We start from the raw sequence: 25,610 nt of genomic DNA, 5'->3' as shown, positions 1-25,610 counted from the left end.
CAACGACCTGGGGGTTGCGCGATGCGTGTGCTGCTGTCCACCTACGGCTCCCGCGGCGACGTCGAGCCGCTGGCGGCGTTCGCGGTGCGGCTGAAGGAGTTCGGCGCCGAGGTGAAGGTGTGCGCGCCGCCGGACGAGGACTTCGTGCGGCGGCTGGCCGCCGTCGACGTGCCGCTGGTGCCGATCGGCCCGTCGGCACGTGAGCTGACGAAGGCCGCGCCGGCGCCGTCTTCGCTGCCCGAGCGGGCCGCGCAGCTGATCGCGGCCCAGTTCGACGTCATGCCGGCGGCCGCCGAGGACTGCGATGTCCTGGTCGCCACCGGCCTGATGCCGACCGCGGCCGGGGCGCGGTCGGTGGCCGAGCTGGCCGGTATCCCGGCGCACTACGTGGCGCTCCAGAAGCTGTCGCTGCCGTCGCCGCACCACGCGCCGCTCGCCTACCCCGGCCGGCCGCACCCGCCGGGTGTCACCGACAACCGGGTGCTCTGGGACGTAGACCGCGAGAGCCTCAACGTGCTGTTCGGGCCGGGCCTGAACGCGAGCCGGGCCGCGCACGGCCTGCCCGCGGTCGACGACGTTCGCGAGTTCGTGGTCGGCAAGCGGCCGTGGCTGGCGACCGACCCGGTCCTCGACCCGTGGGAGCCGGACGACGACCTCGACGTCGTGCAGACCGGCGCGTGGATCGTGCCGGACGAGCGGCCGTTGCCGGCCGACCTGGCGGCGTTCCTGGCCGACGGCGAACCACCCGTGTACGTGGGGTTCGGGAGCATGCCGATGCACGCGGCGGCGGACGTCGCCGAGGTGGCCGTGGCGGCGGTGCGGGCGCACGGCCGCCGCGTGGTGCTCAAGCGCGGCTGGGCGGGCCTGACCGTCGACGGCGACGACGTCTTCCTCGTCGACGAGGTCAACCACCAGGCGCTGTTCCCGCGGACGGCGGCGGTCGTGCACCACGGCGGCGCCGGGACCACGACGACGGCCGCGCGTTCCGGCGTCCCGCAGGTGGTCGTGCCGCAGGCCACCGACCAGCCGTACTGGGCGGGCCGCGTCGCGGCGCTGGGCGCCGGCGTGGCCCACGACGGTGCGGTGCCGACGATCGAATCCCTGACGACGGCACTCGGAACGGCTCTGGCCGCGAAGGATCGCGCGGCCGAAGTGGCGGCGCTCGTCAGCACCGACGGCACCGTGGCGGCCGCGAAGCTGCTATTGGGATCGGCGTAGCACGACCACGTCCGCGTCATGGGTCGCGGTCCAGTCGAAGGGGAGACCCGCGTACTCGAGGTGAGCGCCCGAGTACCGGGTTCCGTTTTGGTCCACATAGGACGCATCCGGGTAGACGTCGAGCCGCACTCGCGACGAGCGGCCCGGAACCAGCGGCGCGCCCGTCAGCTCGCCGGTGTTCCACGCCAGCACCACCACGGTGTCGCCGTCTTCCGACGTGTACTGGGTCGCGCCGGTCAGCACCCGGGCGACGCCGTGGTGGACGACGTCCCGGATCGACTTGTAGACCGCGACCAGTTCGGTTGCTTCGGCCTGCTGCTCGGGCGTCCACTTCGACAGGTCCGCGCCGATGCCCAGCACCCCGGCCATCGCGGTGACGAACCGGAACCGCAGCGAACGCGGCCGCGGGTCGAAGACGCCCGGGGAGTCCGTGACCCACGAACTCATCAGGTGCGGCGCGTGCATCAGCAGGAACCCGTCCTGGATCGCCAGCCGGTCCAGCGGTCCCGTGTTGTCGCTCGGCCAGACGACGTCGGTGCGCGCGACCGTCGCCAGGTCCGTCCGGCCACCGCCACCCGCGCACGCCTCGATCGTGACGTGCGGGTGGGCGGCGCGCAGGTGGTCCAGCACCGCCAGGTAGCCGGCGACGTGCTCGGCGTCCAGGTCCGCGGCCGACGAGCCCGGGCGGCCGCGTTCCGTGGGCGGGCGGTTCATGTCCCACTTCAGGTACGAGATCGGGTACTCCGTCAGCAGTGAGTCCAATGTGGACTTGACGAATTCGACCACCTCGGGCAGTCCCAGGTCCAGCAGGAGCTGGTTGCGGATCAGCGTCAACGGGCGGCCGTCGATCCGGTACACCCAGTCCGGGTGCTCGGCGTACAGCCGCGACTTCGGGCTGACGGCCTCCGGCTCGACCCACAGGCCGAACTCCAGGCCCAGTTCCCGCACCGAGTCGACGAACTCGCCGAACGTCTCCTCCGCCGGTGTCCAGTCGCCGAGGCCGCCGGTGTCGTCGTCGCGGCCGGTGAACCAGCCGTCGTCGACCACGAAAAGCTCGACGCCGAGGTCCGCCGCGCGCTTGGCCAGCTCCAGCTGGTGCGCGCTTCGGACGTCAAATCCCGTTGCTTCCCAGGAGTTGTAGAGCACCGGACGCGGGCGCCGCCAGCGTTCGCCGGCCAGTACGCGGTCGTAGTCGTGCCACACCGCTGCCAGTCCCGACACACCGTCCACACTGGACGCCAACGCGACCTTCGGAGTCGCCACGGAAGCTCCCGGTTCGAGGAGCACCGGACCCGGCGACGGAAGCCGCCCGGCCCGGACGCGCGTCAGCCCCGAAGGCTCGACGTCGGCCTCGATCGACCACGAACCCGGCCATTCCAGGGAGACGCCGTAAGCGGGACCGCCGGACGAGTCCTGCACCGCCAGCCACGGCACGTGCGCGTGGCCCGGAACGCCGAACCGGCTTTCCATCCGGAACCCGCCCGCGGGCAGGTCGACCGTGCGCCGCGTGAACTCCTGCGACCACTGGCCGGTCAGGTACGTCAGCCGGGCACCGGACACCGTCGGCACGCAGACGCCCGCCGAGCCCAGCCGGTCGAACTCCAGCGTCGACGAGCCCGTGTTCTCGAACTCGACCCACCGGGTCAGGACGTCCGTCTCGGGCACCGGCCGGTAGCACAGCACCGCGCGCAGCCCGGTCAGCTCGTCGAGGAAAGCCAGCCGCAGGTCGTCGTCCGTGGATGCCGATTCGAACCGCCACCACGAACCGCCGCGCACCGAGACGTCCGCGCCGGAGAACGGACGCAGGCCCAGCGGCGCGTACTCGACCGGAGCAGCGTCGGCGTCGGTGATGAAGTGCACCGCGCCCGCGTTCGTGAACACCGACGGCCCGTCTTCGATCCCGTGTGGACCCCACGCCACCAGCTCGAGCCAGCGCTCGGTGGGATCCAGGGCCACGGTGTACGAAGTGGACTTCATGGACACGGTCCACGTCACTTGATCGCCCCGATCGCCAAGCCCGAAATGAAGTGCTTCTGGAACCGCAGGAACACCGCCACGGTCGGCACGGCCGCGATGACCGACCCCGCCGCGATCACGTTCCAGTTGGACACGTACTGCCCCTGCAGGCCGAGCAGCGCCGGCGTCACCGGCATCACGGTCCCGGTGCGCAGCACAGTGATCGACCACAGCAGGTCGTTGAACGTCCACGTGAACGCCAGCGCGCCGAGCGCGGCCAGTGCCGGACGGGTCATCGGCAGGATTATCCGCCAGAAGATCTGCGCGACGCCGGCGCCGTCGATCAGCGCCGCCTGCTGGATCTCGCCCGGGATCGACCGCATGAACCCCTGCAGCACGAAGGTGTAGAAGCCGAGCCCGAACCCGACCTGCACGACGATCAGCGCGGTCAGCGTGTCGTAGATGCCCAGCAGCTCGGCCAGCTTCGCCACCGGTACCAGCAGGATCTGCGGCGGCAGCAGGTTCCCGGCCAGCATCACCAGGATGATCGTGCGGCGGAACGGGAGCTCGTACCGGCTCAGCGCGAACGCCGCCGCCGAGCTGAGCAGCAACGCCAGCAGCACGGTCGGGATGGTCACGAGCAGGCTGTTGAGCATCGCGTGCCCGCCGCCGCCCTCGCCCCAGGCCTGCCCGAAGCCGTCCAGGGTGAACGAACCCGGCAGCGCGCCGAGGCCGTTCGACGCGATGTCCGAAAAGGACCGCACGCTGGTCGTCAGCACCAGCAGGATCGGCAGCAACCACAGCACGGACAGGCCACCGGCGAGCAGGTGAAACCCGAACGTCCGCGTCTTCACGAGTCCTCCCGGAACGCGCGCACGAGGTAGGTCACGATCACGCCGAACGCCAGCACGAAGATCACCACGGCCAGCGCGGACGCGTAGCCGAGGCGCAACGACTGGAACGCCGTCGCGTACATGTACGTGCTGAGCAGCTCGGACGAGTGGTACGGCCCACCCTTCGTCATCGACCACACGACGTCGAACGACCGCAGCGAGTCGATGATGATCACCGACAGGACGACGGAGTTGACGCTGCGCAGCTGCGGCCACGTCACGTTGCGGAACTGCTGCCACGCCGTGGCACCGTCCAGTTTGGCCGCTTCGTACAGCACCGGGTCGATTCCCTTGAGGCCGGCCAGGTACAGCACCATCACGTAGCCGAGCTGCCGCCACAGCGCGGGGACGAGCACCGCGTACAGCGCCGTTTTCGGGTCGGCCAGCCAGGCGTGCTGCCAGCTGCCGAGCCCGATCGCACCGAGCACCTTGTTGAAGACGCCGTCCGGCTGGTAGATCACCTGCCAGATCAGCGAAGTCGCGACCAGCGAGAACACCACCGGCGTGAACAGCGCGGCCCGGTAGAACCCGACACCTTTTCTCTCCCGCTGCAACAACGTCGCCAGCGCGAGCCCGCCGACGGCCGAAAGGCCGCCGAAGAGGACGAGCCAGAGCACCGTGTCGAGCGCGGCGGTCTTGAAGATGTCGTCGGAGAACATCTCGGCGAAGTTCCCCAGGCCGACGAACGTGGGCGCGGAGACGCCGTCCCAGTTCGTCAGCGCCAGGTAGAAGCCTTGCAGCGCGGGCCAGAACACCCAGAACCCCTCGACGACGAGGGGCACCAGGACGAACGCCAGCAGCATCGGCGAGATCCGGCGACGGCGTTTGGGGGCCCGCGCCGCGGTCTTCGGCCGTTCGGCGGTCAGCACCGCCATGTCAGGACTGCCAGACCTTCTGCGCGGCGGTCTGCCAGTCGCTCAGGATCGAGTCGAGCTCGTTCGGCTTCTGGATGAACCGGATCAACGCGGCGTCGGCGGTCGGCTGCAACGCGTCGGAGGAGTCACGGTTGAAGAACTGCGTGATCTCCTTGGCGTCGGCGAGCATCTTGCGTCCCTTTTGGACCAGCGGCGTGCCGTTGTCCTTGGCCTTCGGGTTGGTCGGCAGGACCGTGCCGGAGGAGTTCTTGATGTAGAGCTCCTGCGCTTCGGCCGTCGCGACGTACTTGAACCATTCCTTGACCTCGGCGACGTGCGGGGTGCGCGCGCTGGCGAAGAAGCCGTCGGTCGGGCCCTCTTCGGCGACCGGCACGGCCGGGTCGAGGATCGGGAACTGGAAGAAGTCGAGGTCGCCGAGCGCGTCCTTCGGGGCGGCGTCGGCGAAGAACGTACCGGTCAGGACCATGCCGGTGCGGCCCTGCAGCAGCACGGTCGTGGCGTCCTGGAACGCGATCGCGGTGCCGTTCGGGTCGAAGTACGGCAGGGCCTGGCGCCACGGGTCGAAGATCTTCTTGACGCGCGGGTCGTCGAAGCGCTGCTTGCCGGCGAGCAGCTCGCGGTGGAAGGGCGCGCCGTTGATCCGGATGTTCAGGTAGTCGAACCAGGCCGACGCGGTCCACGGCGTGTTGCCGCCCGCGCCCAGTCCGATCGGCGCGATTCCCTTGCCCTTCAACGTTTCGCACAGCGCGAGGAACTCGGTCCAGTTGGTCGGCGGCTGGACACCCCACTCGGCGAAGTTGGACTTCCGGTAGAAGAAGCCCCACCAGTAGTACGACGTCGGGACGAAGACCTGGTGGCCGGCGCCGTCGCCGGAGAGCGCGCGGAACGCGGCGCTGTAGTCGCCCATGGTCTGCCAGACGTCGCCGACGTCGAGCAGCAGGCCCTTGCGCGCGTAGCCGGACAGCAGCGAACCCGGGTACCACGTGAAGGTGTCCGGCGGGTTGGCCGCGGTCAGGTAGCTGGGCAGCTGGGTGCGGAAGGTTTCCGACGCGACGGTGTTGACGGTCGCCGTCGCGCCGCCCTTGTCGCCGAACGCCTTGGCCAGCGCTTCGATCGCCTTCTTCGCCTCGGGCGAGGACAGGTTCGACTGGACGGTGACCGCCCCGGCGGCCTGCTTGACCGGACCGGAGTTCGCGGAGGTGGCGCAGGCGGCGAGGAAGCTGCCCGAGCCGACGGCGCCCAGCCCGGCGAGGCTCGCGTTGCGCAGGAAACGACGGCGGGACAGGCCGGCACTCGTCATGTCGTGACCCCTTTGTCTGTGGCGCCCGCACGGGCGTGACTGCTGCCAAAGAGTGCAACCGGGCGCCGTCGGTGTCAAGATGTATTCATAATTTATGACGACTTCGGTCGCAGCGTAGGATGGCCCGACCACGAACCACCAGTCGAGAGGGCCCTCCATTGACCGAACACCGGCCACGCGGGCTGCACGGCCAGACCGTGGAGGCACTGGCCAGCCGGATCCTCTCCGACGAGTGGGGCGAGGGCACCGTCCTGGACCTGCCCGCGCTGCGCGAAGAGCTCGACATCAGCCTGACCGCACTGCGCGAGGCGCTGAAGGTGCTGGCCGCGAAGGGGATGATCGACGCCCGGCAGAAGCGCGGCACGTTCGTCCAGCCGCGCGAGAAGTGGAACATGCTCGACGCCGACGTCATGCGCTGGCAGACCGCGGCCGCCGACGACCCGGGCCTGCTCGACGAGCTGACCGAGGTCCGCACGGTCGTCGAGCCGGCCGCGGCGCGGATCGCGGCCGAGCGGGCGTCGGACGAGGACCTCGAGTCGCTGCGGGAGGCGCTGGCCGACATGGCAGCGGCGGGCGACGACGCCGAGGCGAGCGTCCAGGCCGACCTCGCCTTCCACCGGCGGCTGATGACCGCCACCCACAACAACTTCCTGATGCGGATGGAACGGATCATCGCGATCGGGCTGGCCGAGCGCGACAAGCTCGTGCACGGGGCGTCGGCGGCGGAGGACCCGGTGCCGAGCCACCGCAAGGTGTTCGACGCGATCGTGGCCGGCGACCCGGCGGCGGCCGAGCAGGCGATGCTCGCGCTCGTCACGAAGTCCCGCGACGACCTGGCGAAGGCTCAGCGGAAGCCTGCACGAGGGTAACTCGTCGAGTTACAAAGTTGCATTTGAATCAGGCTTCGGGGCGTGCCGTAATGGGTTCATGACTGACGTTCTGAACACGATGGTCGCCGCGGCCGCGGAGGCCGCGAAGGGTTTGCTGGCTTCGTTCGACCCGGCGAGCCGCCCGCCGGACCGGGAGGCGATGTACGAACTGGGCACTCGCCTCGAAGCCACTTCGACTTCGGTGGTGCGGTCGGCGCTCGACGGCGTCGACGGCGTGGAGTGGTGGGACGAGGACGAGCGCGGCCGGGTCGTGCCGCCCGGGCAGTGGTGGGTGGTCGACGGCGCCGAGGGGGCGGTCAACCACGTGCACGGCCTGCCGGAGTGGGCGGTGACGATCACGCTGGTCACGGACGGGCAGCCGGAGCTGACGGTCGTCCGTCAGCCGATCGGCGACCTGACGTACACGGCTTCGCGCGGGCAGGGGGCGTTCCTGAACGGTTCGCCGTTGCGCGTGTCGGCCAAGACGGACTTGTCGGCCGCCGCGGTGACGGCCAGCCAGGCGGGCAACTCCCCGGAGGTCCATCAGCGGTTCGCCGGCGCGTTCGCGGCGATGGCGTCGAAGGCTTTGCTGGTGCGCAACACGATTCCGACGGTGTTCCCGTTGCTCGGTCTCGCCGCCGGGCAGTACGACGTCTTCTGGCAGTACCAGCCGGATCTTCCCGGGACCGCTTCCGGTTCGTTGTTGGCTTCCGAGGCGGGCGCGGTTGTTTCGGACTTGTCGGGTGATGCTTGGCACGTCAATTCGTCGGACATCCTTGTCGCGGCACCGGGTTTGCACGCTTCGGCGCTTGAGGTGCTCGCGTGAGCCGGGTGGCGGTGCTCGGCGCTTCGGGCGCGGTGGGCAGTGAACTGGTGCGGCAGGCTCTTTCCCGTGGACATTCGGTGGTGGCGATCAGCCGGCGGCCGTCGCTGCCTCCCGCTGATGGGCTTCGTACTGTCGCCGCTGATGTCTTCGACTCCGCTGGGATCGCGGAGGCGTTGCAGGGCACCGAGATCGTGCTCGACGCTTTGGGTTTGCGGAAGGGTGATCCACCGGGAGTGCTGACGGCGGGGGCCCGCGCGGTGGTGGCCGCGGGGCCGTCGCGGGTGGTGTCGGTGGGAGCGTTCGGAACGGGCCCGTCGGCTTCGGCGGCTGGGTGGTTGACCCGGACGTTGCTCTCGCGGTTCATGAAGGCGGAGCTGCCGGACAAGGTGGCGGCGGACGCGGCGATCCTCGGCATGGGCGGCACGGTGGTCCAGGTGGGCCCGATGAAGAGCGGCCCGATCAGCCCGACCCGGCGGACGGTGGGCCTCGATTCGGTGCCCCGGCGCTGGTTCCCGGCAACGGTCACCCACGCGACGGTGGCGGCGGCCATGCTCGACGCGGCCGAGGAGGGCCCGCGCGGCGAGGTCCTGGTGGCGCTGCCCAAGTGAGGTCGGCGGGGGTCGGCCCGGCCCGGTTGCGAACGACGTGAATGACTCATTCATGTCGCCTGGTGACATGAATGAGTCATTCACGTCATCCGGGCGGTGCCCCCTCCAGCACCTCGGCCAGCGCCGTCCGGCAATGGCCCCGCAACCACTCGTGCGCCGGGTCCGTGTCGTACCGGCTGTGCCAGCTCACCACCACCGGCGCCCCCGGCAGCTCGACCGGCGGTTCCGTCGCCGTCAACCCCAAGTCCGCCCGAGCCGACGCCGTCGCCTGGACCGCCAGCACCCCCACCACGTCGCTGTACGCGATCGCCTGCAGCGCCAGCGCCGCCGTCGGCAACGCCGCCACCACGCGGCGGCGCAATCCCAGCTCGGCCAGCGCCTTGTCCACCCCGTCGCGCAACCGCCCCCGGCGCGACACGATCACGTGCTCCGCCGCCGCGAACTCCTCGACGTCCAACCGCGCGCCGGCGCGCGACACCACCGCCAGCCGGTCCTCGCCCACCACGAGATGGCTGATCTCCGGCGACCCCGGCACCGTCGCGCCGACCTCCAGGTCGACGTGGCCGCGCGCCAAGTCCGGCGTGTCCACCGGCGCCTCCGCCAGCAACCGCAGCCCCAGCCCGGGCGCCTCGGCCGAAGCCGTCCTGAGCAACGCCGGGAACAGCGCCGCCAGCAACGCGTCGTGCCCCTGGATGGTGAACGTGCGCCGCAGCGTGGCCGGGTCCACCGTGCGGGCCGGGGCCAGCACCCGGTTCGCGCGAGCCACCAGCGTCCGCACTTCGTCGCGCATCGCCAGCGCGCGCGGGGTCGGGGTCATCGTGCGGCCGGTGCGCACCAGGATGTCGTCGCCCGTCGTCGCGCGGATCCGGGCCAGCGTGCGGCTCATCGCCGGCGGGGTCAGGTGCAGCCGGTCGGCCGCCGCCTGCACGGAGTTCTCCTCCAGCAACGCGTCCAACGCCGTCAGCAGGTTCAAGTCCACCTGCACGACAGTAATGAATCAGGTGCCGTCGAGTGCGTTCTGGAGCATGCGCGACGCCGCCGCGCGCGGGGCCGGGTCGATCGCGATCAGCGCGTTGACGACGGCGCCGTCGACCAGGGCGATCAGCCGTTCGAGCTCGTCGGGGGAAACCGGCGTGCCCGAGCGGGCAAAGATCTCCGTCAGCAGCTCGTTGAGCTGGGCCGACAACGTCCGCATCAACGGCCGCAGGTACGGCCGGCGGCCGGTCGCGACCAGCCGCTCGTACCGCAGCAGCACCGCCTCCGCGTCCGCCTCCGGGTCGTCGGTCTCCGGCCCCAGCAGCATCTCCAGCACCAGCTCGACGGTCGCCTGGACGCCCCGGTTGCGCGTCGCCAGCTCCTCCAGCCGGCGGCGGCCGGTCTCCAGCTCACCCTGCCCGTGGTGCTCGACGGCCGCCGCGACCAGGTCTTCCAGCGAGTCGAAGTAGTACGTCGTCGAGGCGAGCGGCAGCCCCGCGCGCTCGGCGACCGCCCGGTGCCGGACGGCGTCGAACCCGCCCTCGACGAGCAGCTTCGCGGCGGCCTCGACGAGCGCGGCGCGCCGTCGTTCCCCCTTCGGGGTGGTCGCAGCGGTCATGACCGGTCATTCTGCCAACCGGGCGAACCGGGGCTCAGAAGCGGGCCGCGAGATCGTGCGCGAACGTCTCCACCTGCCCCGCGTACGGCGCCGTCGCACCCGAAGACGGCACGCTGACCAGCACCAACGAGCCACCGGACGCGGTCGCCACCTGGGCCGTGACCGTGCCGGCGGGCTGGGACTTGAAGACCACGGGAATGCCCTTCGGGTACAGCGCCGCGGAGACCTCGCCGCCCGGGACCGGGAACCCGGCGGAGCGCGCCGCCGTCGAACAGGCGCCGCCCGGCACGGCCGGGGTACCGGCGACGTGGCCGGGGAGCTCGCCAGCGAGGGCAATGGCGAGCTCCCCGTCCACCTCTTCGCACCCGGAGGCGCCTTCGGCCAGAGGGCCGGTCTTCCCGCCCTGGTCACCTCCCTGCCGAGGTGGTTCGGACGAGAAGTTCGGTGACTCCCCACCGATCTCAGGACGTGCCGGGCTGATGCCGGGTTGCCCCGAGCCCGGACCCGATTGCGACGACATCACGCCGTCGCCCGCGGCCGTCATCGACTCGGGGGTACCCCCGGACAGCAGTCCGTATGCACCGAAGCCGACGACGACCAGCGCCGCGGCGCTCACGCCGGTGGTGATCCGGTTGCGGCGCCGCACGGTCTGGCGGCGGGACTCGCGGACGACGTCGTCCTGCGTGAAGCCCGGCGAAGGCGCGTCGCCCGGCGCGGCGGAGAACAACGACCGCAGCTCCTGCTCATCCATTGGTCTCCACCTCCCTCTCCAGGACCTGCCTGAGGTTCGCCAGCCCGCGCGCGGTCTGGCTCTTCACGTTGCCTTCGCTGCAGCCGAGCGCCTTCGCCGCGCCGGTCACGTCGAGCCCTTCGAAGAACCGCATGACCAGCACCGCCCGCTGCTTGGGCGGCACTTCCTTCAACGCCGCCAGCAGGTCTTCCCTGGTCGCGACGAGGTCGTCGAGGCCGGGCGTGTCGTCGGCGGGCTCGGGCAGCGTCTCGGTCTGCCACTCACGCCGCCACGGCCGCCGCGATTCGTCGATCGACGCCCGCACGAGCGTCTTGCGGACGTACGCGTCGGTCGCCGCGGGATCCCTGATCTTCTTCCACCTCCGGTGCAGCGCGACGAACGCCGTCTGCGCGAGGTCGTCCGCCCGGTGCCAGTCGCCGCAGAGCATGTACGCGGTCCGGCGCACGGCGTCCCGCCTGGCGGCGAAGTACTCCGCGAACTCCTCCTCGTCGCGCTGGTCCACGCGCAGTCGTGCTCCGCTCTGTTGTCGTCGGTGGGTAGGACGGAATCAGGGGCGTCCACGGTTGCACGGACCGAGCGGGTTCGACCACCCGAGGCCTCATTGATCCTCATCCGGTGGGTGTGATGTGATCGCTCTGTGACCTTCACGCTGCCGCCGCTGGACTTCCGTTCCGACACCGTCACCCGTCCGGATGACACGATGCGCGCGGCCATGGCGTCCGCGGAGGTCGGGGACAACGTCCTCGAGCGCGACCCGACGGTCCAGGCGCTGGAGGAACGCGCCGCGCACGTCCTGGGCATGCCGGCCGCGCTGTGGGTGCCGAGCGGGACCATGGCGAACCTCGTCGCGCTGAGCCTCCACCTGCAGCGCGGCGACCGGTTCCTCGCCACGCGCGGCGCGCACGTGCTGTCCAACGAGCTTGGCTCGGCGGCGTGGCTGGCCGGCGGGATGCCGGACATCCTCGAGCACGACGGCGGCCCGGGCCGCCCATCGCCCGACGCCCTCGCGGCCGCGATCGGACAACCCGGGCCGTACTTCACATTACGGACATCGCTGCTCTGCCTCGAGAACACGCACAACGCGGCCGGCGGCGCGGTGACCCCGCCCGACGAGCACGCCCAGCTGCTGTCCGTCGCGAAGGAAGCCGGCCTGACCGTGCACCTCGACGGCGCCCGGCTCTGGCAGGCCGCGGTCGCGCTGGAGGTGCCGCCCGCCGCGCTGACCGTCGGCGTCGACACCGTGTCGGCCTGCTTCAGCAAGGGCCTCGGCGCGCCGGTGGGCTCGGTCGTCGCGGGCAGCGTCGCGTTCGTCGAGCGGGCCCGCCGGATGCGCCAGATGCTCGGCGGCGGCGTCCGGCAGGGCGGCGTCCTGGCCGCGGCCTGCCTGGTCGCGCTCGACCGGATCCCCGACCTGGCCGAGTCGCACGAGAACGCGCGCCGGCTCGCCGAGGGCCTGCGCGAGCACGGCTGGCCGACGAACGAGCCGGACACCAACATCGTGCTCGCCGACGTCCCCGACATCCCGACCGCGCTCGCTTGGCTCGACTCGCTCGGCATCCGCGCGGTGCCGATGGCGGGCCGGGTCCGGTTCGTCACGCACCGGGACCTGAGCGCGGCCGACGTCGAAGAAGCCTTGCGCCGGATCAAGTCCGGCGCGTGAACTCCACTGCGACACCATGAAACCGGGGGCACCGTGAACTGGATCGTGTTCGACTACGGCGACGTGCTGAGCAAGCCGAGCGTGGCGCGGCCGGACCTGGCCGCGCGCATGGGCGTGCCGCTGCCGGAGTTCGAGAAGGCGTACTGGGACTACCGGATCCCGTATGACGCCGGGAGCACGCCGCTCGAGTACTGGCAGACGGTCGGCGACGCGCTGGGCGTGTCCGTCGACGAAGACCTGTCGGCCGAGCTGACCCGCGTCGACGTCGAGGGCTGGGGCCACCTGGAACCGTCGTCGCAGGCGCTGTTCGAAGCGCTTTCCGAGGCCGGCGCGTCGCTGGCGCTGCTGTCGAACGCGCCGGTGGTGTTCGGCGAGTGGGTCCGCGCGCAGGAGTGGGTCCGCCACTTCCGCGTCACGCTCTTCTCGGGCGATGTCCGGTGCGTGAAGCCGGACGCGAAGATCTTCCGCCTGCTGCTGGACGAGCTGGGCGCGGAGCCGGCCGACTGCCTGTTCTTCGACGACCGGCAGTCCAATGTGGATGGAGCACGGGCGGTGGGGCTGAAGGCCGAGGTGTGGAACGGCGCCGACGCGGCTCGCGCCTGGCTCGGCTGACCTCACCCGCACCGCACGTCCGCCTACCGGTGGTGATCGTTCGTGGCCTAGGCTGCACGCCAACCCCGACTCCCCGGTAGGCCGCCATGACGAGCGAACGACCGTCGGCCCGTGTCGACTTCGACCGGCCGAGCATCGCCCGCGTCTTCGACGCCCTGATGGGCGGCACGGACAACTACGAAGCCGATCGGGCGGTACTGCGGGAGATCCTCGAAGTCGCGCCGCAATCGCCGGCGATGGCGCGGGAAGTGCGGCAATGGCTCGTGCGCGCCGTGCGGTACCTGACCGAACGGCTCGGCGTCGACCAGTTCCTCGACCTCGGCTCGGGCTTCCCGACGGTCGAAAACACCCACCAGGTGGCGCAGAAGTACAACCCGGAGGCGCACGTCGTCTACGTCGACAACGACCCGGTCGTGCAGGCGCACAGCCGGGCGTTGCTCGTCGACAACGACTTCACGCACATCTCGGGCAACGACCTGCTGCGTCCCGGCGAAACCCTCGCGGACGTGCAGCGGTTCATCGACTTCGACCGGCCGGTCGGGCTGGTGCTGTGCGCGATCGTCCACCACATCGCGGAGCTGGAGCAGGCGCGGCAGGTGGTCAAGTCCTACGTCGGCGCGATGGCGCCGGGGTCGTACCTGGTCCTGCTGCACCAGCACAACCCGGACGACGGCTCCGAAGCGGCCGGCGTCGCGACGGAGCTGCAACAGCGGTTCAGCGGCACCGGGCTCGACACGCGTTACCGCACGCGGGCCGAGATCGCGTCGTTCTTCGACGGCCTCGACCTGCTCGAGCCCGGGTTGACCGCGCCGCACCTGTGGTGGCCGGACGGGCCGCGCCTGGCCCCGCTGGCGCCGGTCAACTGGACGTCGCTGGGCGGCGTGGCGCGGATCCCCTGACTCAGTAGCGGTTGATGCGGCGCGGGTCCTTGCGGCCGCTGGTGATCGCGCGGTAACCGGCCGCGCCGAGGAACGCGATGCCGCCGATGATGGCGATCCACAGGACGGCCTTGAACACGAAGCCGATCACGGCGCCCAGCACCATGAACGCCACCCAGGCGACGATCAGGCCGCCGACGATCTTCCAGAACATGGCTTCCTCCGATTGCTCCCGTGGCCCTGGCGGCCCGATGCCTCCACTGTGGCACCTCGGGCGGGGAAACTCCCCTCGTCGAGCCAACGTTCAGGGATGAATCAGGGTTCCCCCTGGCGAAGCCACCCCCCGAGCCGCCGGACGCCTTCGTCGATGTCCTCGGCGCTGCCGGCGAAGGAGAACCGGACGTACTTGCCGCCGTCGACCGGGTCGAAGTCGACGCCGGGCGTGATCGCGAGGCCCGTGTCGGCGAGCAGCCGCTGGCACCAGCTCAGGCTGTCCTCGGTGTACGCACTGACGTCGGCATAGGCGTAGAAGGCGCCGTCGGCGGGCGCGAGCTTGTCGAGGCCGATGCCCTTGAGACCCGCGAAGAGCCGGTCGCGGTTGGCGCGGTAGTGCTCGACGTGCGCGTCGGCCTCCGTGTACGCCTCCGGCGTGAAGGCGGCGAGCGCGGCGTACTGCGACACCGCGGGCGGGCAGATGGTGAAGTTCCCGGTCAGGACGTCGACGGCGCGGTGCAGCCGCTGCGGCACGAGCATCCAGCCGAGCCGCCAGCCGGTCATCGCGAAGTACTTCGAGAAGCTGCCGAGCACGAGCGGCTCGCGCCCGTACTGCCACGCGCAGTCGAGTTCGGCGCCGTAGGAGATGCCGTGGTAGATCTCGTCGCTGATCAGCTGGACCCCGTGCGAGGAGCACCAACCGGTGATGGCGGCCAGTTCTCCGGGCGGCAGGACGGTGCCGGTGGGGTTGCTCGGGCTGGCGACGATCAGGCCGTCGATCGGGCCGAGTTCGTCGAGCAGTTCCACGGTGGGCTGGAAGTTCGTCTCGGCGGTGGTGGCGAACTCGACGACCTCGCAGCCGAGGACCGACAGCAGGTTCCGGTAGGCGGGGTAGCCGGGCCGGGCCATCGCGACCTTGGCACCGGGGTCGAAGGCGCTGAGGAAGGCGAGCAGGAAGCCCCCGGAAGAACCGGTGGTCATGACGACGTCCTGCGCGGCGACGTCCAGCCGGTACTTCCGCCGGTAGTGCCCGGCGACGGCCTCCCGCAGCTCGGGGATGCCGAGCTGTTCGGTGTAGCCGAGGGTGCTGTCTTGCAGGGCCTTGGCGGCGGCTTCGAGCACGGGCTTCGGAGCGGGAGCGGAGGGCTGCCCGGCGGCGAGCGACACGAGATCGCCGTGACTGCGCTGCCGGGCCCCCGCCGCGGAGAGGACGTCCATGACGTGGAAGGGCGGCACACCGGCCCGCAGCGCGGGACCCGCCTCGAGGTCGGCCATGGGGCCAGGCTAGTAGCCCCGGTAGGCACCGCCGTGGGCCATGGCCTTGATGCCGGGCACGTTGTCGAGGCCGCCGTAGCGGTCGAACGAGTACCGGACGCCCGCGATGATGTTGTCGACCGGGTTGTAGATGTTGTCGTGGCCAGGCAGCTTGTGGGCGTTGAACGTCGAGTCGATGCACTGCATGAGCCCCTTGGACGGGTGCCCCGCGGCCGCGTTCGAGTTGCCGGTCAGGAAGAGGTGGTCACCTTCCTGGGCCGTCCACGTGCCCAGTTCCGTCGTCACGCACCACACGTCCGCCCGCCCGGCGGCTTCCTTGCGCAGGAAGGCTCCGGTGACGATCGGGTTGTTCAGGTGCACGGCGAACTCGGCCTGCCAGGTTTCCGGCTGGTTCGCCCGCTCCACCGGAAGCACGCGCGGCCGGGATCCGGACAGGTAACCGGCCAGCGTGATCGCCTCGAGGACGGCACCGGGCGCCTGGTAGACGACCACCTGAGGCTCGGAGTAGCCGGGCCGCAGGTACCGGGTGCCCTCGGCGTCGATGATCGCTTCGAGCCACGCCGCGCGCTGGCCGTCGGACATCGCCAGCACTTGGGTCACCGCGTCGGACTTGGGGTTCCCCGCGCGCGACAGCAGGTCCTGGGCGTAGTCGTGGTCCAGCCGGAACTGGTGGCGGGGCCCGCACCCGCCGCGGTCGTCGACGTACACCGCGTGCGGCACGCCGTCGAGGAGCCGGCGGATCTTCGCCACCATTTCGGGCTTCGACTGTGCGATGGACATGGTCGGGCGGTGCCGCCGGGTCTCGACGTGACCGTCACCGGCGATCCACCCCAGGATCGCCGCTTCCGGCACGCTGACGTCCAGCGTCGACTCGGTCGCGGCGGGCGCCGACAGGAGGATGCGGTCACGCGAGCGGACTTCCCCGGTCGTGACGAAGCCGGGCTCGGTCTCGTACCGGTTCTCCTGCTTCGGCGAAGCGATGTTGTGCTTCTTGCGCCGATGGACCGCGACGCCGTTCTCGGGCTGGTGCTCCGCGCGCGGCTCCCAGCCGCACTCCGGGCAGACGACCGGCAGGCCGGTGCGCCGGACGTGCACCCGCGGCAGGTTGAGCCAGCGGTGGTTCGGCGTCGTCGTCGCCTCCCAGCGCGAATTGCCCATCCGGACCAGCTCGGCGTTTTCGTGGTGGACGACCCGGGTGATCCGCGTCCACTCACTGCACCCGGTGGCCGGGTTGAAGCCGATCGTCTCGTCTCCGACCTCGACCGCGTCGTGCTTGAGGAACCCACGCCGGGTCAGGATCTGCGTGTCCAGCGGCACGCAGTCCCAGTTGTTGATGGCGTTGGGATTCCCGCCCGACTCGTGCTGGATGATCGCCCAGATGTTGGGGATGTCGGCCTCGGTCACCGGGACGCCGGCGGCCTGCAGGGCCTTGATGGCCTCCTGGATCCACTGCTGCACGTTCCCCGGGGGCGGCGACGACGGCGGGCCGCCGCTCGGGCCGAGGCCGCCGCCTCCGCCACCACCGCCGCCGCCTCCGCCACCGCCGCCGTGGTGGGAGGAGCCGTTGCTGTGGATGCCGCCGGTGCTCTTGGGCGCCGCCGGGGTGCTGGCCGGGAGCGGGACCTGGTCGTAGCCGCCCTCGATCTGCTGGGACATCAGCTTCTGCGACGCCTTGATCGCCGTGTCGGCCTGGGTCTGCAGGCCCGTCACGTCGCCGTCGAAGCCCGCAGTGATGGTGTGGATGTCGGTCGCGGCCTTCGCCTTGATCTCCGCGGAGGTCTGGGCGGGTGCGGGCTTGTTCGGGTCCTGCTGGTGTGCCGCGGCCGCCCTGTCCGCCGCGTCCATCGCGGTCTGGGCCTGCTGGTTGCGCTCGTTGACCGCCTTCTCCGCGGCGAGTTGCTTGTCCCCGACGTTCTTCTTGATCTGGTCGAGGGTCTTCGCGAGGTCGTCGAGGTCCTTGGCGACGTCTTCGAGGTGGGTCTGCACCTTCGTCCCGGCGTCGCGGACCTGGCGGACGTAGGTGAAGAATTGGTCGGCGGCCGGCCCGGCCCACACCTTCGCGTCCAGCGCGTCCGTGGAGCTCTTCAGGGAAGCATTGTGGTCGCCGGCGTTTTTGCCCGCTTCACGGAACTGCGCCGCCGCGGCGGTGATTTTTCCCAAATCGACCTTTTCGACCTGGTCGACCTTCTTCATGAAGGATTCCCAGTTGTCCGGCGTTCCGGCGCCGACCCCGTTCAAGCCCACTCTCTTGCCCCCTGCTCAGTTCACTTGTCGACGTGCAGCTTGAGGTCGCTCGCCCCGACCTGGTCGGTCTCGGCGATCAGCCCGGCGGCCTTGCGCATGGCGAACCCCAGCGCCTCCATGTGCCTGCCCGCGGCGTCGAACTGGCTGTGCACGCCGTCCTTGAACTTGCCGACCGCGCCGTGGGCGTCGCCCGTCTCGTCCATCCCGCCGAAGGGGCTTTCCTTCTCGTGGTCCAGGCCGGTGACCTTCTGCTTGGACTTCTCGAACTCGTCCTTCAGCTTCTCCACCTGGCCGGCCGCGATGGCCATCGATTCGGTGTCGTAGACAGGCACGGTTCGTCATCCCCTTCGGAAACTCGTATCCGCCCGATCAGACGTCGTCATGACCGGGACGGTTCCCGCGCTTACTTTATGACTTCCCGAGGGGCGCGCGTACGGATCCCGGGCAACTTCCACCCGGCGGGGCTCAGGCCTCCGCCACCAGCTCGCGGATCCGCGTCGCCAGCAGGGCGTTGTCCGCCGGGGTCACGGTCGCCCACTCGCGGCCTTCGCGGTCCGACACCACCTGGAACAGGTACCGGCCCGCGTCCGTGTCGAAGAACGCCACCACTCGGCCCGCGCGGTGGACCACGCCGTCGCGGCCGACGCGTTCCGCGCCGAACTGGCCGCGGGCCTCCTGGCCCAGCAGCATCCCTGACAGCTCCTGCGCGTGGAACAGCTCCACGCCGCGGTCTTCCAACGCCGTGACCAGCGCTTTCGGGTCGCCCTTCGCCGCCGCGTCCGCGTCTTTCAACGTCGCGTACGGGATGCTCACCGTCTGGCCGATGCCCGGGCCGAGGTCGCCCGCCACCGAGACCGCCGTCTCCGCGAGGCCGTCCTCGGTCGCCGGGATCAGCCAGACCTCGCCGTGGTCCACCACCGCGAGGACCGCCTGGCCGCGGGCGCTCACCGCGCGGCCGCGGATCTCGCGCTCGGCCCAGACCCAGACGTCGATGCCGTACTGCGGGCGGGCCAGCAGGTGCAGCTGGTCGGCCACTTCGCCGGTCACCCGGCGGTTGCGGGCCAGGCGCCGCTCGCTCAGCGACGCCCACGCCGCGTCCACCAGCTCCCGCCGTTCGGCGTGGGTGGTTCCTTCGCTCGGCACGTCCAGCGCCACGTGGCGGCGGGGCAGTTCGAGCGATTCCCAGAGCACGTCGAACTCGTGCGCGGACAGCACCAGCGACACGGTCAGCGCCCGTCCCCGTCGCGGTCGCCGATCACGTCGGGCGAGACCATCCGCTGGTCGGCGAACAGGTCCTGGTCGTCGACGCCGAAGCGGCGGACGTGCTCGGCGTCGTCCTCCCGCAGGGCGGCCTCGTTGAGGAACTTCGCCTCGCCGGGCTTCTGCTTCGGGCTGATCTGCTCGGACTTGCGCAGCGCGGCGGCCTCCTCCTCGGGCAGCTCGCCGACCGGCAGCGGCCGCACCGGGCCCTTCGCCGGGCCCTTCTCCCGCCGCTGGCGCTCCTTGTCGCCGCTCAGCGCGCCGCCGGCCGCGCCCGCGCCGATCGCCGCCGCGCCCGCGCCGATTTCGCCGGGGGTCGCGCCGGGCTTGACCGTGAACCCGCGTTCGGCCGTGAACTGGCCGGGCGGGAGCGGCGCCTGCGGCATCGAGCCCACCGTGCGGCCCTTGGCCAGCAGCCCGTCCGGGCCGCGGCCCGCCGAGCTGTCGAGGCCGGTCGAGCCGCCGGACGCGCCCCCGCCGCCGAGCGACTTGATCGGCGCGGTCGCGGGCGACGACCCGGGCGGCAGCGAGCCGGGCGCCCCCGGCGGGACGAACTGCTCGCCGCTGCCGCCGACTGCCAGGCCGGGCGAGAAGTACGTGGAGTCGCCGGAGGCCGTGCCGCGGCCCGGGGCGTTGACCCAGCCGGGCGCGGGCGTCGACGTCGGCGGCTTGACGCCCGCCGGGGTCGTCGACGACGACGGCGTCGTGTGCTGGGCGGCCGGCGCGGTCACCGATCCGGTCTGGCGCGGCGGCTGCTGGGCGGGCCGGGATGGCTGCTGCGCCGCGACGCCGTAGACCGGGGTCGGCGGGTCGGCGTGGACCGTGTGCGAGACCGGCTGCACCACCGGCGGGTCGACGTGCACCGAGCGGACCTTGTCCGAAGCGGGCTTCACGCCGCCGTCCGGCGTCACCGCGACGGCGGCGCCCGCGACGTCCAGCACGCCCGGCGTGATCCCGGGGGCGGCCAGCTTCAGCGACTCGGGGTCGGACAGCGACTGCGTCGAGAGCAGGTTGGTGCCGCTTTCCTGCGCGTACTCGTTCAGCGCCTGCTTCGCCTGCTCCTTGGCGTTGTTCGCGGCCTCGACCTGACGCGCGTGGTCGGTCTCGAAGCCGATGAGGGACAGCAGCAGGCCGTCGGTGAGCGTGTAGCCGCCCGCGCCCTTCCGGACGGTCTCGGCGTCGGGCAGCTTGTACTTGGTGCGGTTGAAGGACTCGCCCTGCTCGAACACCATTTCGGCGGCGTGCGCGACCTTCGTCGTGGCGTCCTGGGAGAACCCGGCCTGCTCGGTGAGCACCTGGCTGGCCGCACCGCCCGCCTGGCTCTGCCATTCGACGCCGAGCTTCAGCAGCTGCGCGCGCAGCGTCTGGTCGGTGTGGGCGAGGGCGGTCGCGACGGCCTTGAGCGCGTCCACGGCCGTGCCGATGCTGCCGGTGCCGTCACCGTTGACCATCCGCGTGATCTGGTCGGCGATCGCGGTGTTGGTCCAGCCGTCGAAGCGGTGGTTCCGGATGCCGGCCGCGAGCTCGGAGAATTCCACGCGCCCTCCCTAGTTGCGTGCTTTCAGGGTCTGCAACGCGATGTCGGCGGCGTGCACCGACATCTCGCACAGCTGCGGCTGCGTGAGCTTGCCGCGGGTGATGGCGAAGGTCTGGACGGCCAGCGTCTGGCCCCGGGCGACGCCGACGAGCGCCTCGCAGTCGGCGGGGTCGCCCGCCGCCCGGTAGTTCGTCAGCGCCGGGTAGCCGCCGATCGTCTTCGGTTCGGTGGTCATGCTGTTCTTCTTGCGGGCCCCCGTGATCCACTCCTCGAGGTCCGCCGTCACGGCCCGGACGTGGTAGGCGTGCACCGGCTCGGCGCCGTCGGCGTCGAACACGCACGTCGCCCCGTCCGCCGACGGGCCTTCCCGGGGCGTGCTGGTGATCTTCAGCGCGTCGAGCTGCACCTGCGGGAAGAGTTCGCACAGGTTGACGCCCTGAAGGGGCAGGTCGGCCGAGCGCTGCGGCAGCTGGGCCGCCTTGGCGCTCTGCGACGCCGCGGTCGCGGCCGTCTCGACCGGGTACGGGGTGCCTTCGGTGCCCGCCGAGCAGCCGGCGAGCGCCGCCGTCGCGAGCACGCCCCCGGTGATCCGCAGCGTCCGGCTACGCACCGTGCTTGCCGCGGTCACCGAACACCGCCGCCTTCTCCTCGTCGCTGACCTTGTAGTCCTTGGCGGCCTCACGCAGCTGCGAGACGAGGCGCTTCAGACCGGCGACGTACTCGCGGACCTGGCCCGCGTACGAGCGGTCGCCGTCGGCGATGAGGGAGTTCCAGGCCGCGATGGACTGGGTGCTGATCACATCGGCCGACGGCGCGTCGATCCGCAGCAGGCCGAGCTTGGTCAGCAGCTGGTCTTCGAGGGCGTTGGCCTGCTCTTCGACGATCCGGGCGACGTCCAGCAGCTTGTCCGGGTGGACCAGGACGTCCGCGGCCGCCGGCGCCACCGGGACGGCCGGGCTGAGGTCGTACGAGGGTCCTGACATGCTCTCCCCTGACGTCATGCGGACAGTGACCGGCCGACTCCTCGTCGAGGCTACCAACCCACGTGTAGCGGCAGCCTGAGATTGGACGAAGATCGGGCGCCGCCGGTTCCCTCGATCAGGCGCGCTGTTTCGCCGGGGCGCCGACCTCGCCGTTCGCCGCCTTGAGGGCGATGTCCGTGCGATGGTGCGAGCCCGCGAGGTGGATCTTCTCGACGGTCTCGTACGCGTGCTTGCGCGCCGACTTCAGCGTCTTGCCGGTGCCGACGACCGAGAGCACGCGGCCGCCGGCGGAGACGACGGCGCCGTCGTCACGGCGGCGGGTGCCCGCGTGCAGCACGCCCTCCAGCTCGGCGCCGCCGATGACGTCGCCGGTGCGCGGCTTGCCGGGGTAGCCGTCGGCGGCGATCACGACGGTGACCGCGGCGCCGGTCGCCCACTCCAGCGGCGGGTGCTCGGCGAGCTTGCCGGTGGCGGTGGCGTGCATCAGCCCGGCGATCGGGCTGCGCAGCAGGGCCAGCACGACCTGCGTCTCCGGGTCGCCGAAGCGGCAGTTGAACTCGATGACCTGCGGGCCGTCGGACGTCAGCGCGAGCCCAGCGTAGAGCAGGCCGGAGAACGGCGCCCCGCGCTTGACGAGCTCGTCGGCGACCGGTTGGACGACCCGCTCGACCAGCTCGTCGACCAGGTTTTCGGGCGCCCAGGGCAGCGGCGCGTAGGCGCCCATGCCGCCGGTGTTCGGCCCGGCGTCGTCGTCGCCGACGCGCTTGAAGTCCTGCGCCGGCAGCAGCGGGACGACGGTGTTGCCGTCGACGAAGCAGAACAGCGAGGCCTCCGGACCGTCCAAAAAGGACTCCAGGAGGACCGGGTGGCCGCCGTCGAGCAGCATGATGGCGTGCTTGCGTGCGACGTCGTAGTCGGTCGTGACGACGACGCCCTTGCCGGCGGCGAGGCCGTCGTCCTTGACCACCCAGGTGGGGCCGAAGCGGGCGAGCGCGGCGTCGAGGCGGGCCGGGTTGTCGACCACCTCGCTGCGCGCGGTCGGCACGTTCGCGGCGGCCATGACGTCCTTCGCGAAGGCCTTCGAGCCTTCGATCCGCGCGGCGGCGGCGGACGGGCCGAAGCAGGCGATGCCGGCCTTGCGGACAGCGTCGGCGACGCCGGCGACGAGCGGCACCTCGGGCCCGACGACGACGAGGTCGGCCTGCCAGCTCTTCGCGAGCGCGGCGACCGCCTCGGGATCGGCGGCCTCGACACCGAGCTGCTCGGCCACGGCGGCGGTCCCGGCGTTGCCGGGCGCGCAGGCCAGCGCGGTGACCGCGGGGTCACCCGAGGCCGCGAGGACGAGGGCATGCTCACGGGCGCCGGAGCCGATTACCAGTACGCGCACGCAGCACAGCGTATCCGGCCGGGTTCGCGCCGGACATTTCGCCGTCGGTCGAGCCGGGCGGCTTGTCCACAACGCACGGGCGGTGTGGACAACTCGGCCTCCGGCCCCGGCGATCCGGAGGTTTCGTCGGAGGGCGCCGATACGCTGGAAGCGGGGGTTCCCCCAGGGAGGGCGGGGTGCTGCGCGGGCCGGAGTCCACGCGCGGTTCACGGTGGTCGCGGGTGCCCGAGACGTCATGAAAGACCCGTTCATCGCACCAGGCGTCAGGGCCCCGGCCAAGTCGTGGCCGCGCGGTCTGCCCGGCGTCGCGGCGATGTCATGAAAGGGTCGTTCATGTCGTCTGACGAGGTGAACGACCCGTTCATGACGTGCGGGCGGCCGCGCCCGCCCCGAGCCGTGCCGCGGGCCACACCGCCGCGAACAGGAGTCCACCCGGCGTTCACCGCCCGGTTCGCCCGGATACGCACTTCGGACGCTTGCGACATCGAGGGTTGCGCGAGTAGTCAGGGTCAACCCTGTGTGAAAAGAGGTCACCAGATGAAGCGCAAACGTGTCGGCGTACTCGCCCTCGCCGGACTGGCGTTGCTGAGCGTCACCGGGCTGGCCGTCGGGTCGGCGAGCGCGGCTGAAAGCGGGTCCGCCGGTGCGGCCGCGCACGGGCGGGGCCACGATGACCCCGTGATCGTCGGACACCGCGGTGCCCCCGGCTACCGGCCGGAGCACACCCTCGCCTCCTACGAGCTCGCCTACCGAATGGGCGTCAGCTACGTGGACGTCGACCTCGTGCCCACCAAGGACGGGCAGCTCGTCGCCCGGCACGAGCCGGAGATCGGCGGCACGACCGACGTCGCCAAGCACCCCGAGTTCGCGAACCGCAAGAAGACGCTCGTCATCGACGGCGTCCCGACCACCGGCTGGTTCACCCAGGACTTCACGCTCGCCGAGCTGAAGACCCTGCGCGCGGTCGAGCGGATCCCGCAGAACCGCCCGCACAACACGCTGTACAACGGGCGCTACCGGATCGCCACCTTCCAGGAGGTGCTCGACCTGACCAAGCGGCTCGGCAAGGAGCTGCACCGGACGCTCGGCACCTACCCCGAGGTCAAGCACTCGACGTTCTTCTCCTCGATCGGCAACCCGACCGAGCCGAAGCTGGTGTCCATCCTCAAGCGCAACGGCCTCGACCGGCCGGACGCGCCGGCGATCATCCAGTCGTTCGAGGTCTCGAACCTGATCGACCTGCACAAGCAGCTCCGGACGCCGCTGCTGCAGCTGACGTCGGCGACCGGCGCCCCGGCGGACTTCGTCGCGAAGGGCGACCCGCGGACGTACAAGGACATCGTGACGCCGCAGGGCCTGCGTGACGTCGCGAAGTACGCGAAGTACCTCGGCCCGGACAAGAGCCAGATCATCCCGCTGGACGCCGCCGGGAACCTGACCTCGCCGACCGCGCTCGTCGCCGACGCGCACAAGGCGGGCCTGAAGGTGCAGCCGTACACGTTCCGGAACGAAAACCCGTTCCTGCCGGCGAACCTGCGCTCGTCGGCCGAGCCGGACGCCTACGGCGACGTCTTCACCGAGGAGGCCGCGTTCCTCGAGGCCGGCGTCGACGGCTTCTTCGCCGACCAGCCGGACACCGCCCTCGAGTCGCTGCACGCGTTCCTGGGCCGGTAATCCCGTTGCCGCGAAGGGCGCTTCCGTGGACGCTGGGTCCATGGAAGCGCCCTTTTCCGGTGTGATCCTGGTCAGCCGCGGCGACGAGACGCTGCGCGCCGAGGCCCACGGCTACGCGCACATCGCCCACGGCGTCGAAAACACCATCGACACGCGGTTCGCGATCGCCAGCGGCACCAAGGGGTTCACGGCGCTGGTCGTCGTCGGCCTCATCGCCGAGGGGTGCCTCTCGCTCGAAACCACGGCGCGGGAAGTCCTCGGCGACGACCTGCCGCTGATCGACGACCGCGTGACCGTCGAGCACCTGCTGACGCACACCTCCGGCATCGGCGACTACTGCGACGAAGACGAAGACCCGCCGCCCACGCCCCTGCTCGCCACGTCGGCCGACTACCTCGCCGCGCTCGACGGATATCCGCAGAAGTTCCCGCCGGGCGAGCGGTTCCACTACAACAACGGCGCCTTCGCCGTCCTGAGCCTGATCGCCGAACGGATCGCGGGCATACCTTTCGCCGAACTCGTCCGGACCCGCGTGACCGAACCCGCCGGGATGGCCGACACGGCGTTCCTCCGCTCGGACGCGCTGCCCGCCCGGACGGCCACCGGTTACCTGGAAGACGGGCGCACCAACGTGTTCAGCCTGCCTGTCGTGGGCTTCGGCGACGGCGGCAGCTACAGCTCCGCGCCCGATTTCCGGAAGTTCTGGCCCGCGTTCCTCGACGGCCGGATCGTCCCCCGCGAGTGGGTCGACCGGATGCTCCGCGGCGACCACTACGGCCTCGGCTTCTGGCTGCCGCGGCCGGGGGTGGTGCACCTGGACGGCGGCGACCACGGCGTCACGTTCTGGAGTTCGCACCAGCCGTCGTCCGGGCTCACCGCGACCTTGATCTCGAACGACCACCGAGGTGGCGGGCCCCTGCTCAAGCAGCTGGACGAGTATTTGACGAAGGCTTGACACCCTCCGGGACCGGGGCTACCTTCGGCGAATTCAATGGTC

General features: G+C 71.2%; 25 protein-coding genes and 2 pseudogenes. 9 read left to right on the top strand and 18 right to left on the bottom strand.

Annotation, left to right across the window (positions count from 1 at the left end; genetic code table 11):
- Positions 1-21 precede the first annotated feature (21 nt).
- A complete protein-coding gene (locus ABFJ78_RS04060; RefSeq protein WP_436384279.1) occupies positions 22-1,218 on the top strand; it encodes a glycosyltransferase in 1,197 nt (398 codons plus the stop codon).
- Here the strand turns inward: ABFJ78_RS04060 and ABFJ78_RS04055 are convergent.
- From ABFJ78_RS04055 to ABFJ78_RS04040, 4 genes are read right to left on the bottom strand one after another with little or no spacing between them, the layout of a single operon-like run.
- Entirely contained in the window at positions 1,201-3,195 is a 1,995-nt protein-coding gene (locus ABFJ78_RS04055) for an alpha-galactosidase (RefSeq protein ID WP_436384278.1), read from the bottom strand. The two genes, ABFJ78_RS04060 and ABFJ78_RS04055, sit on opposite strands and share 18 nt — an antisense overlap.
- Before the next feature lie 14 nt (positions 3,196-3,209).
- Entirely contained in the window at positions 3,210-4,028 is an 819-nt protein-coding gene (locus ABFJ78_RS04050; RefSeq protein ID WP_436384276.1) for a carbohydrate ABC transporter permease, read from the bottom strand.
- Positions 4,025-4,942 (bottom strand): carbohydrate ABC transporter permease, encoded by a 918-nt coding sequence (locus tag ABFJ78_RS04045; protein WP_436384275.1) that lies wholly within the window; start codon positions 4,940-4,942, stop codon positions 4,025-4,027. The genes ABFJ78_RS04050 and ABFJ78_RS04045 overlap by 4 nt, the downstream gene beginning before the upstream one ends.
- Before the next feature lies 1 nt (position 4,943).
- Complete coding sequence (locus ABFJ78_RS04040) at positions 4,944-6,242, bottom strand: ABC transporter substrate-binding protein (RefSeq protein WP_436384273.1); 1,299 nt, start codon at positions 6,240-6,242, stop codon at positions 4,944-4,946.
- Positions 6,243-6,400: 158 nt separating this feature from the next.
- Between ABFJ78_RS04040 and ABFJ78_RS04035 the strand changes: the two genes are divergently transcribed.
- Genes ABFJ78_RS04035 through ABFJ78_RS04025 form a run of 3 tightly spaced genes read left to right on the top strand, consistent with a single transcriptional unit; the run spans position 6,401 to position 8,545 of the window.
- Positions 6,401-7,111 (top strand): FadR/GntR family transcriptional regulator, encoded by a 711-nt coding sequence (locus ABFJ78_RS04035; RefSeq protein WP_436384271.1) that lies wholly within the window; start codon positions 6,401-6,403, stop codon positions 7,109-7,111.
- Positions 7,112-7,169: 58 nt separating this feature from the next.
- Positions 7,170-7,937, top strand: a complete 768-nt coding sequence (locus tag ABFJ78_RS04030; RefSeq protein ID WP_436384269.1) for an inositol monophosphatase family protein — start codon at positions 7,170-7,172, stop codon at positions 7,935-7,937.
- Positions 7,934-8,545 carry an NAD(P)-dependent oxidoreductase gene (locus ABFJ78_RS04025; protein WP_436384268.1) on the top strand — a complete coding sequence of 204 codons (612 nt, stop codon included), beginning with the start codon at positions 7,934-7,936 and terminating at the stop codon, positions 8,543-8,545. The genes ABFJ78_RS04030 and ABFJ78_RS04025 overlap by 4 nt, the downstream gene beginning before the upstream one ends.
- A gap of 85 nt (positions 8,546-8,630) precedes the next feature.
- Here the strand turns inward: ABFJ78_RS04025 and ABFJ78_RS04020 are convergent, their stop codons facing one another.
- From ABFJ78_RS04020 to ABFJ78_RS04005, 4 genes are read right to left on the bottom strand one after another with little or no spacing between them, the layout of a single operon-like run.
- Positions 8,631-9,524: a LysR family transcriptional regulator gene (locus tag ABFJ78_RS04020; protein ID WP_436384267.1), complete on the bottom strand. Its 894-nt coding sequence runs from the start codon at positions 9,522-9,524 to the stop codon at positions 8,631-8,633.
- A gap of 18 nt (positions 9,525-9,542) precedes the next feature.
- Entirely contained in the window at positions 9,543-10,139 is a 597-nt protein-coding gene (locus tag ABFJ78_RS04015) for a TetR/AcrR family transcriptional regulator (RefSeq protein ID WP_436384266.1), read from the bottom strand.
- 34 nt (positions 10,140-10,173) lie between these two features.
- Positions 10,174-10,890 (bottom strand): hypothetical protein, encoded by a 717-nt coding sequence (locus ABFJ78_RS04010; RefSeq protein ID WP_436384265.1) that lies wholly within the window; start codon positions 10,888-10,890, stop codon positions 10,174-10,176.
- Entirely contained in the window at positions 10,883-11,392 is a 510-nt protein-coding gene (locus tag ABFJ78_RS04005; RefSeq protein WP_372667285.1) for a SigE family RNA polymerase sigma factor, read from the bottom strand. The genes ABFJ78_RS04010 and ABFJ78_RS04005 overlap by 8 nt, the downstream gene beginning before the upstream one ends.
- A 135-nt stretch (positions 11,393-11,527) precedes the next feature.
- On the opposite strand from ABFJ78_RS04005, the gene ABFJ78_RS04000 reads away from it, so the two are divergent.
- The 3 genes from ABFJ78_RS04000 to ABFJ78_RS03990 all read left to right on the top strand — a co-directional run bounded on the left by ABFJ78_RS04000 (position 11,528) and on the right by ABFJ78_RS03990 (position 14,061).
- Positions 11,528-12,550, top strand: coding sequence for a threonine aldolase family protein (locus ABFJ78_RS04000; RefSeq protein WP_436384264.1), 1,023 nt, complete (start codon positions 11,528-11,530; stop codon positions 12,548-12,550).
- Between the two features lie 33 nt (positions 12,551-12,583).
- Entirely contained in the window at positions 12,584-13,162 is a 579-nt protein-coding gene (locus tag ABFJ78_RS03995; protein WP_436384263.1) for an HAD family hydrolase, read from the top strand.
- An 86-nt stretch (positions 13,163-13,248) separates the two neighbouring features.
- Entirely contained in the window at positions 13,249-14,061 is an 813-nt protein-coding gene (locus ABFJ78_RS03990; RefSeq protein ID WP_436384261.1) for an SAM-dependent methyltransferase, read from the top strand.
- A 1-nt stretch (position 14,062) separates the two neighbouring features.
- Here the strand turns inward: ABFJ78_RS03990 and ABFJ78_RS03985 are convergent, their stop codons facing one another.
- The 10 genes and pseudogenes from ABFJ78_RS03985 to purD form a co-directional block, all read right to left on the bottom strand.
- A complete protein-coding gene (locus ABFJ78_RS03985; protein WP_372667289.1) occupies positions 14,063-14,254 on the bottom strand; it encodes a hypothetical protein in 192 nt (63 codons plus the stop codon).
- Positions 14,255-14,355: 101 nt separating this feature from the next.
- Entirely contained in the window at positions 14,356-15,528 is a 1,173-nt protein-coding gene (locus tag ABFJ78_RS03980) for a pyridoxal phosphate-dependent aminotransferase (RefSeq protein WP_436384260.1), read from the bottom strand.
- A gap of 9 nt (positions 15,529-15,537) precedes the next feature.
- Positions 15,538-15,753 (bottom strand): annotated as a pseudogene (locus tag ABFJ78_RS03975) (transglycosylase SLT domain-containing protein); the annotation flags it as partial.
- 1,710 nt (positions 15,754-17,463) lie between these two features.
- A pseudogene (locus ABFJ78_RS03970) lies at positions 17,464-17,721 on the bottom strand (WXG100 family type VII secretion target); the annotation flags it as partial.
- 71 nt (positions 17,722-17,792) lie between these two features.
- Complete coding sequence (locus ABFJ78_RS03965) at positions 17,793-18,104, bottom strand: hypothetical protein (protein WP_436384259.1); 312 nt, start codon at positions 18,102-18,104, stop codon at positions 17,793-17,795.
- Positions 18,105-18,237: 133 nt separating this feature from the next.
- On the bottom strand, positions 18,238-18,996 hold the full coding sequence (locus ABFJ78_RS03960) for an ESX secretion-associated protein EspG (protein ID WP_436384258.1): 759 nt from the start codon (positions 18,994-18,996) through the stop codon (positions 18,238-18,240).
- A 2-nt stretch (positions 18,997-18,998) separates the two neighbouring features.
- The gene (locus ABFJ78_RS03955) at positions 18,999-20,570 is read right to left on the bottom strand and encodes a hypothetical protein (protein ID WP_436384257.1); all 1,572 of its coding nucleotides are present in this window, start codon (positions 20,568-20,570) and stop codon (positions 18,999-19,001) included.
- Between the two features lie 9 nt (positions 20,571-20,579).
- Complete coding sequence (locus tag ABFJ78_RS03950; protein WP_436385379.1) at positions 20,580-21,146, bottom strand: DUF3558 domain-containing protein; 567 nt, start codon at positions 21,144-21,146, stop codon at positions 20,580-20,582.
- A 25-nt stretch (positions 21,147-21,171) separates the two neighbouring features.
- A complete protein-coding gene (locus tag ABFJ78_RS03945; protein ID WP_436384256.1) occupies positions 21,172-21,552 on the bottom strand; it encodes a hypothetical protein in 381 nt (126 codons plus the stop codon).
- 115 nt (positions 21,553-21,667) lie between these two features.
- Positions 21,668-22,939 (bottom strand): phosphoribosylamine--glycine ligase, encoded by a 1,272-nt coding sequence (gene purD, locus ABFJ78_RS03940; protein ID WP_436384254.1) that lies wholly within the window; start codon positions 22,937-22,939, stop codon positions 21,668-21,670.
- A 537-nt stretch (positions 22,940-23,476) separates the two neighbouring features.
- Here purD and ABFJ78_RS03935 point away from each other — a divergent pair.
- The gene (locus tag ABFJ78_RS03935; RefSeq protein WP_436384253.1) at positions 23,477-24,613 is read left to right on the top strand and encodes a glycerophosphodiester phosphodiesterase; all 1,137 of its coding nucleotides are present in this window, start codon (positions 23,477-23,479) and stop codon (positions 24,611-24,613) included.
- Positions 24,614-24,653: 40 nt separating this feature from the next.
- On the top strand, positions 24,654-25,568 hold the full coding sequence (locus ABFJ78_RS03930) for a serine hydrolase domain-containing protein (protein ID WP_436384252.1): 915 nt from the start codon (positions 24,654-24,656) through the stop codon (positions 25,566-25,568).
- Positions 25,569-25,610 lie beyond the last annotated feature (42 nt).

This window comes from Amycolatopsis sp. MEPSY49 (assembly GCF_051337345.1).
Lineage (GTDB): Bacteria > Actinomycetota > Actinomycetes > Mycobacteriales > Pseudonocardiaceae > Amycolatopsis.
Note: the sequence above shows the minus strand (reverse complement) of the source record. Positions and strands in the feature narration are given on the sequence as shown.

Bases quoted from the DNA above. Each gene is read 5' to 3' on its own strand.
- ABFJ78_RS04060 (WP_436384279.1), top strand. From the start codon at position 22: ATGCGTGTGCTGCTGTCCACCTACGGCTCCCGCGGCGACGTCGAGCCG.
- ABFJ78_RS04055 (WP_436384278.1), bottom strand. From the start codon at position 3,195: ATGAAGTCCACTTCGTACACCGTGGCCCTGGATCCCACCGAGCGCTGG.
- ABFJ78_RS04045 (WP_436384275.1), bottom strand. From the start codon at position 4,942: ATGGCGGTGCTGACCGCCGAACGGCCGAAGACCGCGGCGCGGGCCCCC.
- ABFJ78_RS04040 (WP_436384273.1), bottom strand. From the start codon at position 6,242: ATGACGAGTGCCGGCCTGTCCCGCCGTCGTTTCCTGCGCAACGCGAGC.
- ABFJ78_RS04030 (WP_436384269.1), top strand. From the start codon at position 7,170: ATGACTGACGTTCTGAACACGATGGTCGCCGCGGCCGCGGAGGCCGCG.
- ABFJ78_RS04015 (WP_436384266.1), bottom strand. From the start codon at position 10,139: ATGACCGCTGCGACCACCCCGAAGGGGGAACGACGGCGCGCCGCGCTC.
- ABFJ78_RS04010 (WP_436384265.1), bottom strand. From the start codon at position 10,890: ATGGATGAGCAGGAGCTGCGGTCGTTGTTCTCCGCCGCGCCGGGCGAC.
- ABFJ78_RS03990 (WP_436384261.1), top strand. From the start codon at position 13,249: ATGACGAGCGAACGACCGTCGGCCCGTGTCGACTTCGACCGGCCGAGC.
- ABFJ78_RS03985 (WP_372667289.1), bottom strand. From the start codon at position 14,254: ATGTTCTGGAAGATCGTCGGCGGCCTGATCGTCGCCTGGGTGGCGTTC.
- ABFJ78_RS03980 (WP_436384260.1), bottom strand. From the start codon at position 15,528: ATGGCCGACCTCGAGGCGGGTCCCGCGCTGCGGGCCGGTGTGCCGCCC.
- ABFJ78_RS03945 (WP_436384256.1), bottom strand. From the start codon at position 21,552: ATGTCAGGACCCTCGTACGACCTCAGCCCGGCCGTCCCGGTGGCGCCG.
- ABFJ78_RS03935 (WP_436384253.1), top strand. From the start codon at position 23,477: ATGAAGCGCAAACGTGTCGGCGTACTCGCCCTCGCCGGACTGGCGTTG.
- ABFJ78_RS03930 (WP_436384252.1), top strand. From the start codon at position 24,654: ATGGAAGCGCCCTTTTCCGGTGTGATCCTGGTCAGCCGCGGCGACGAG.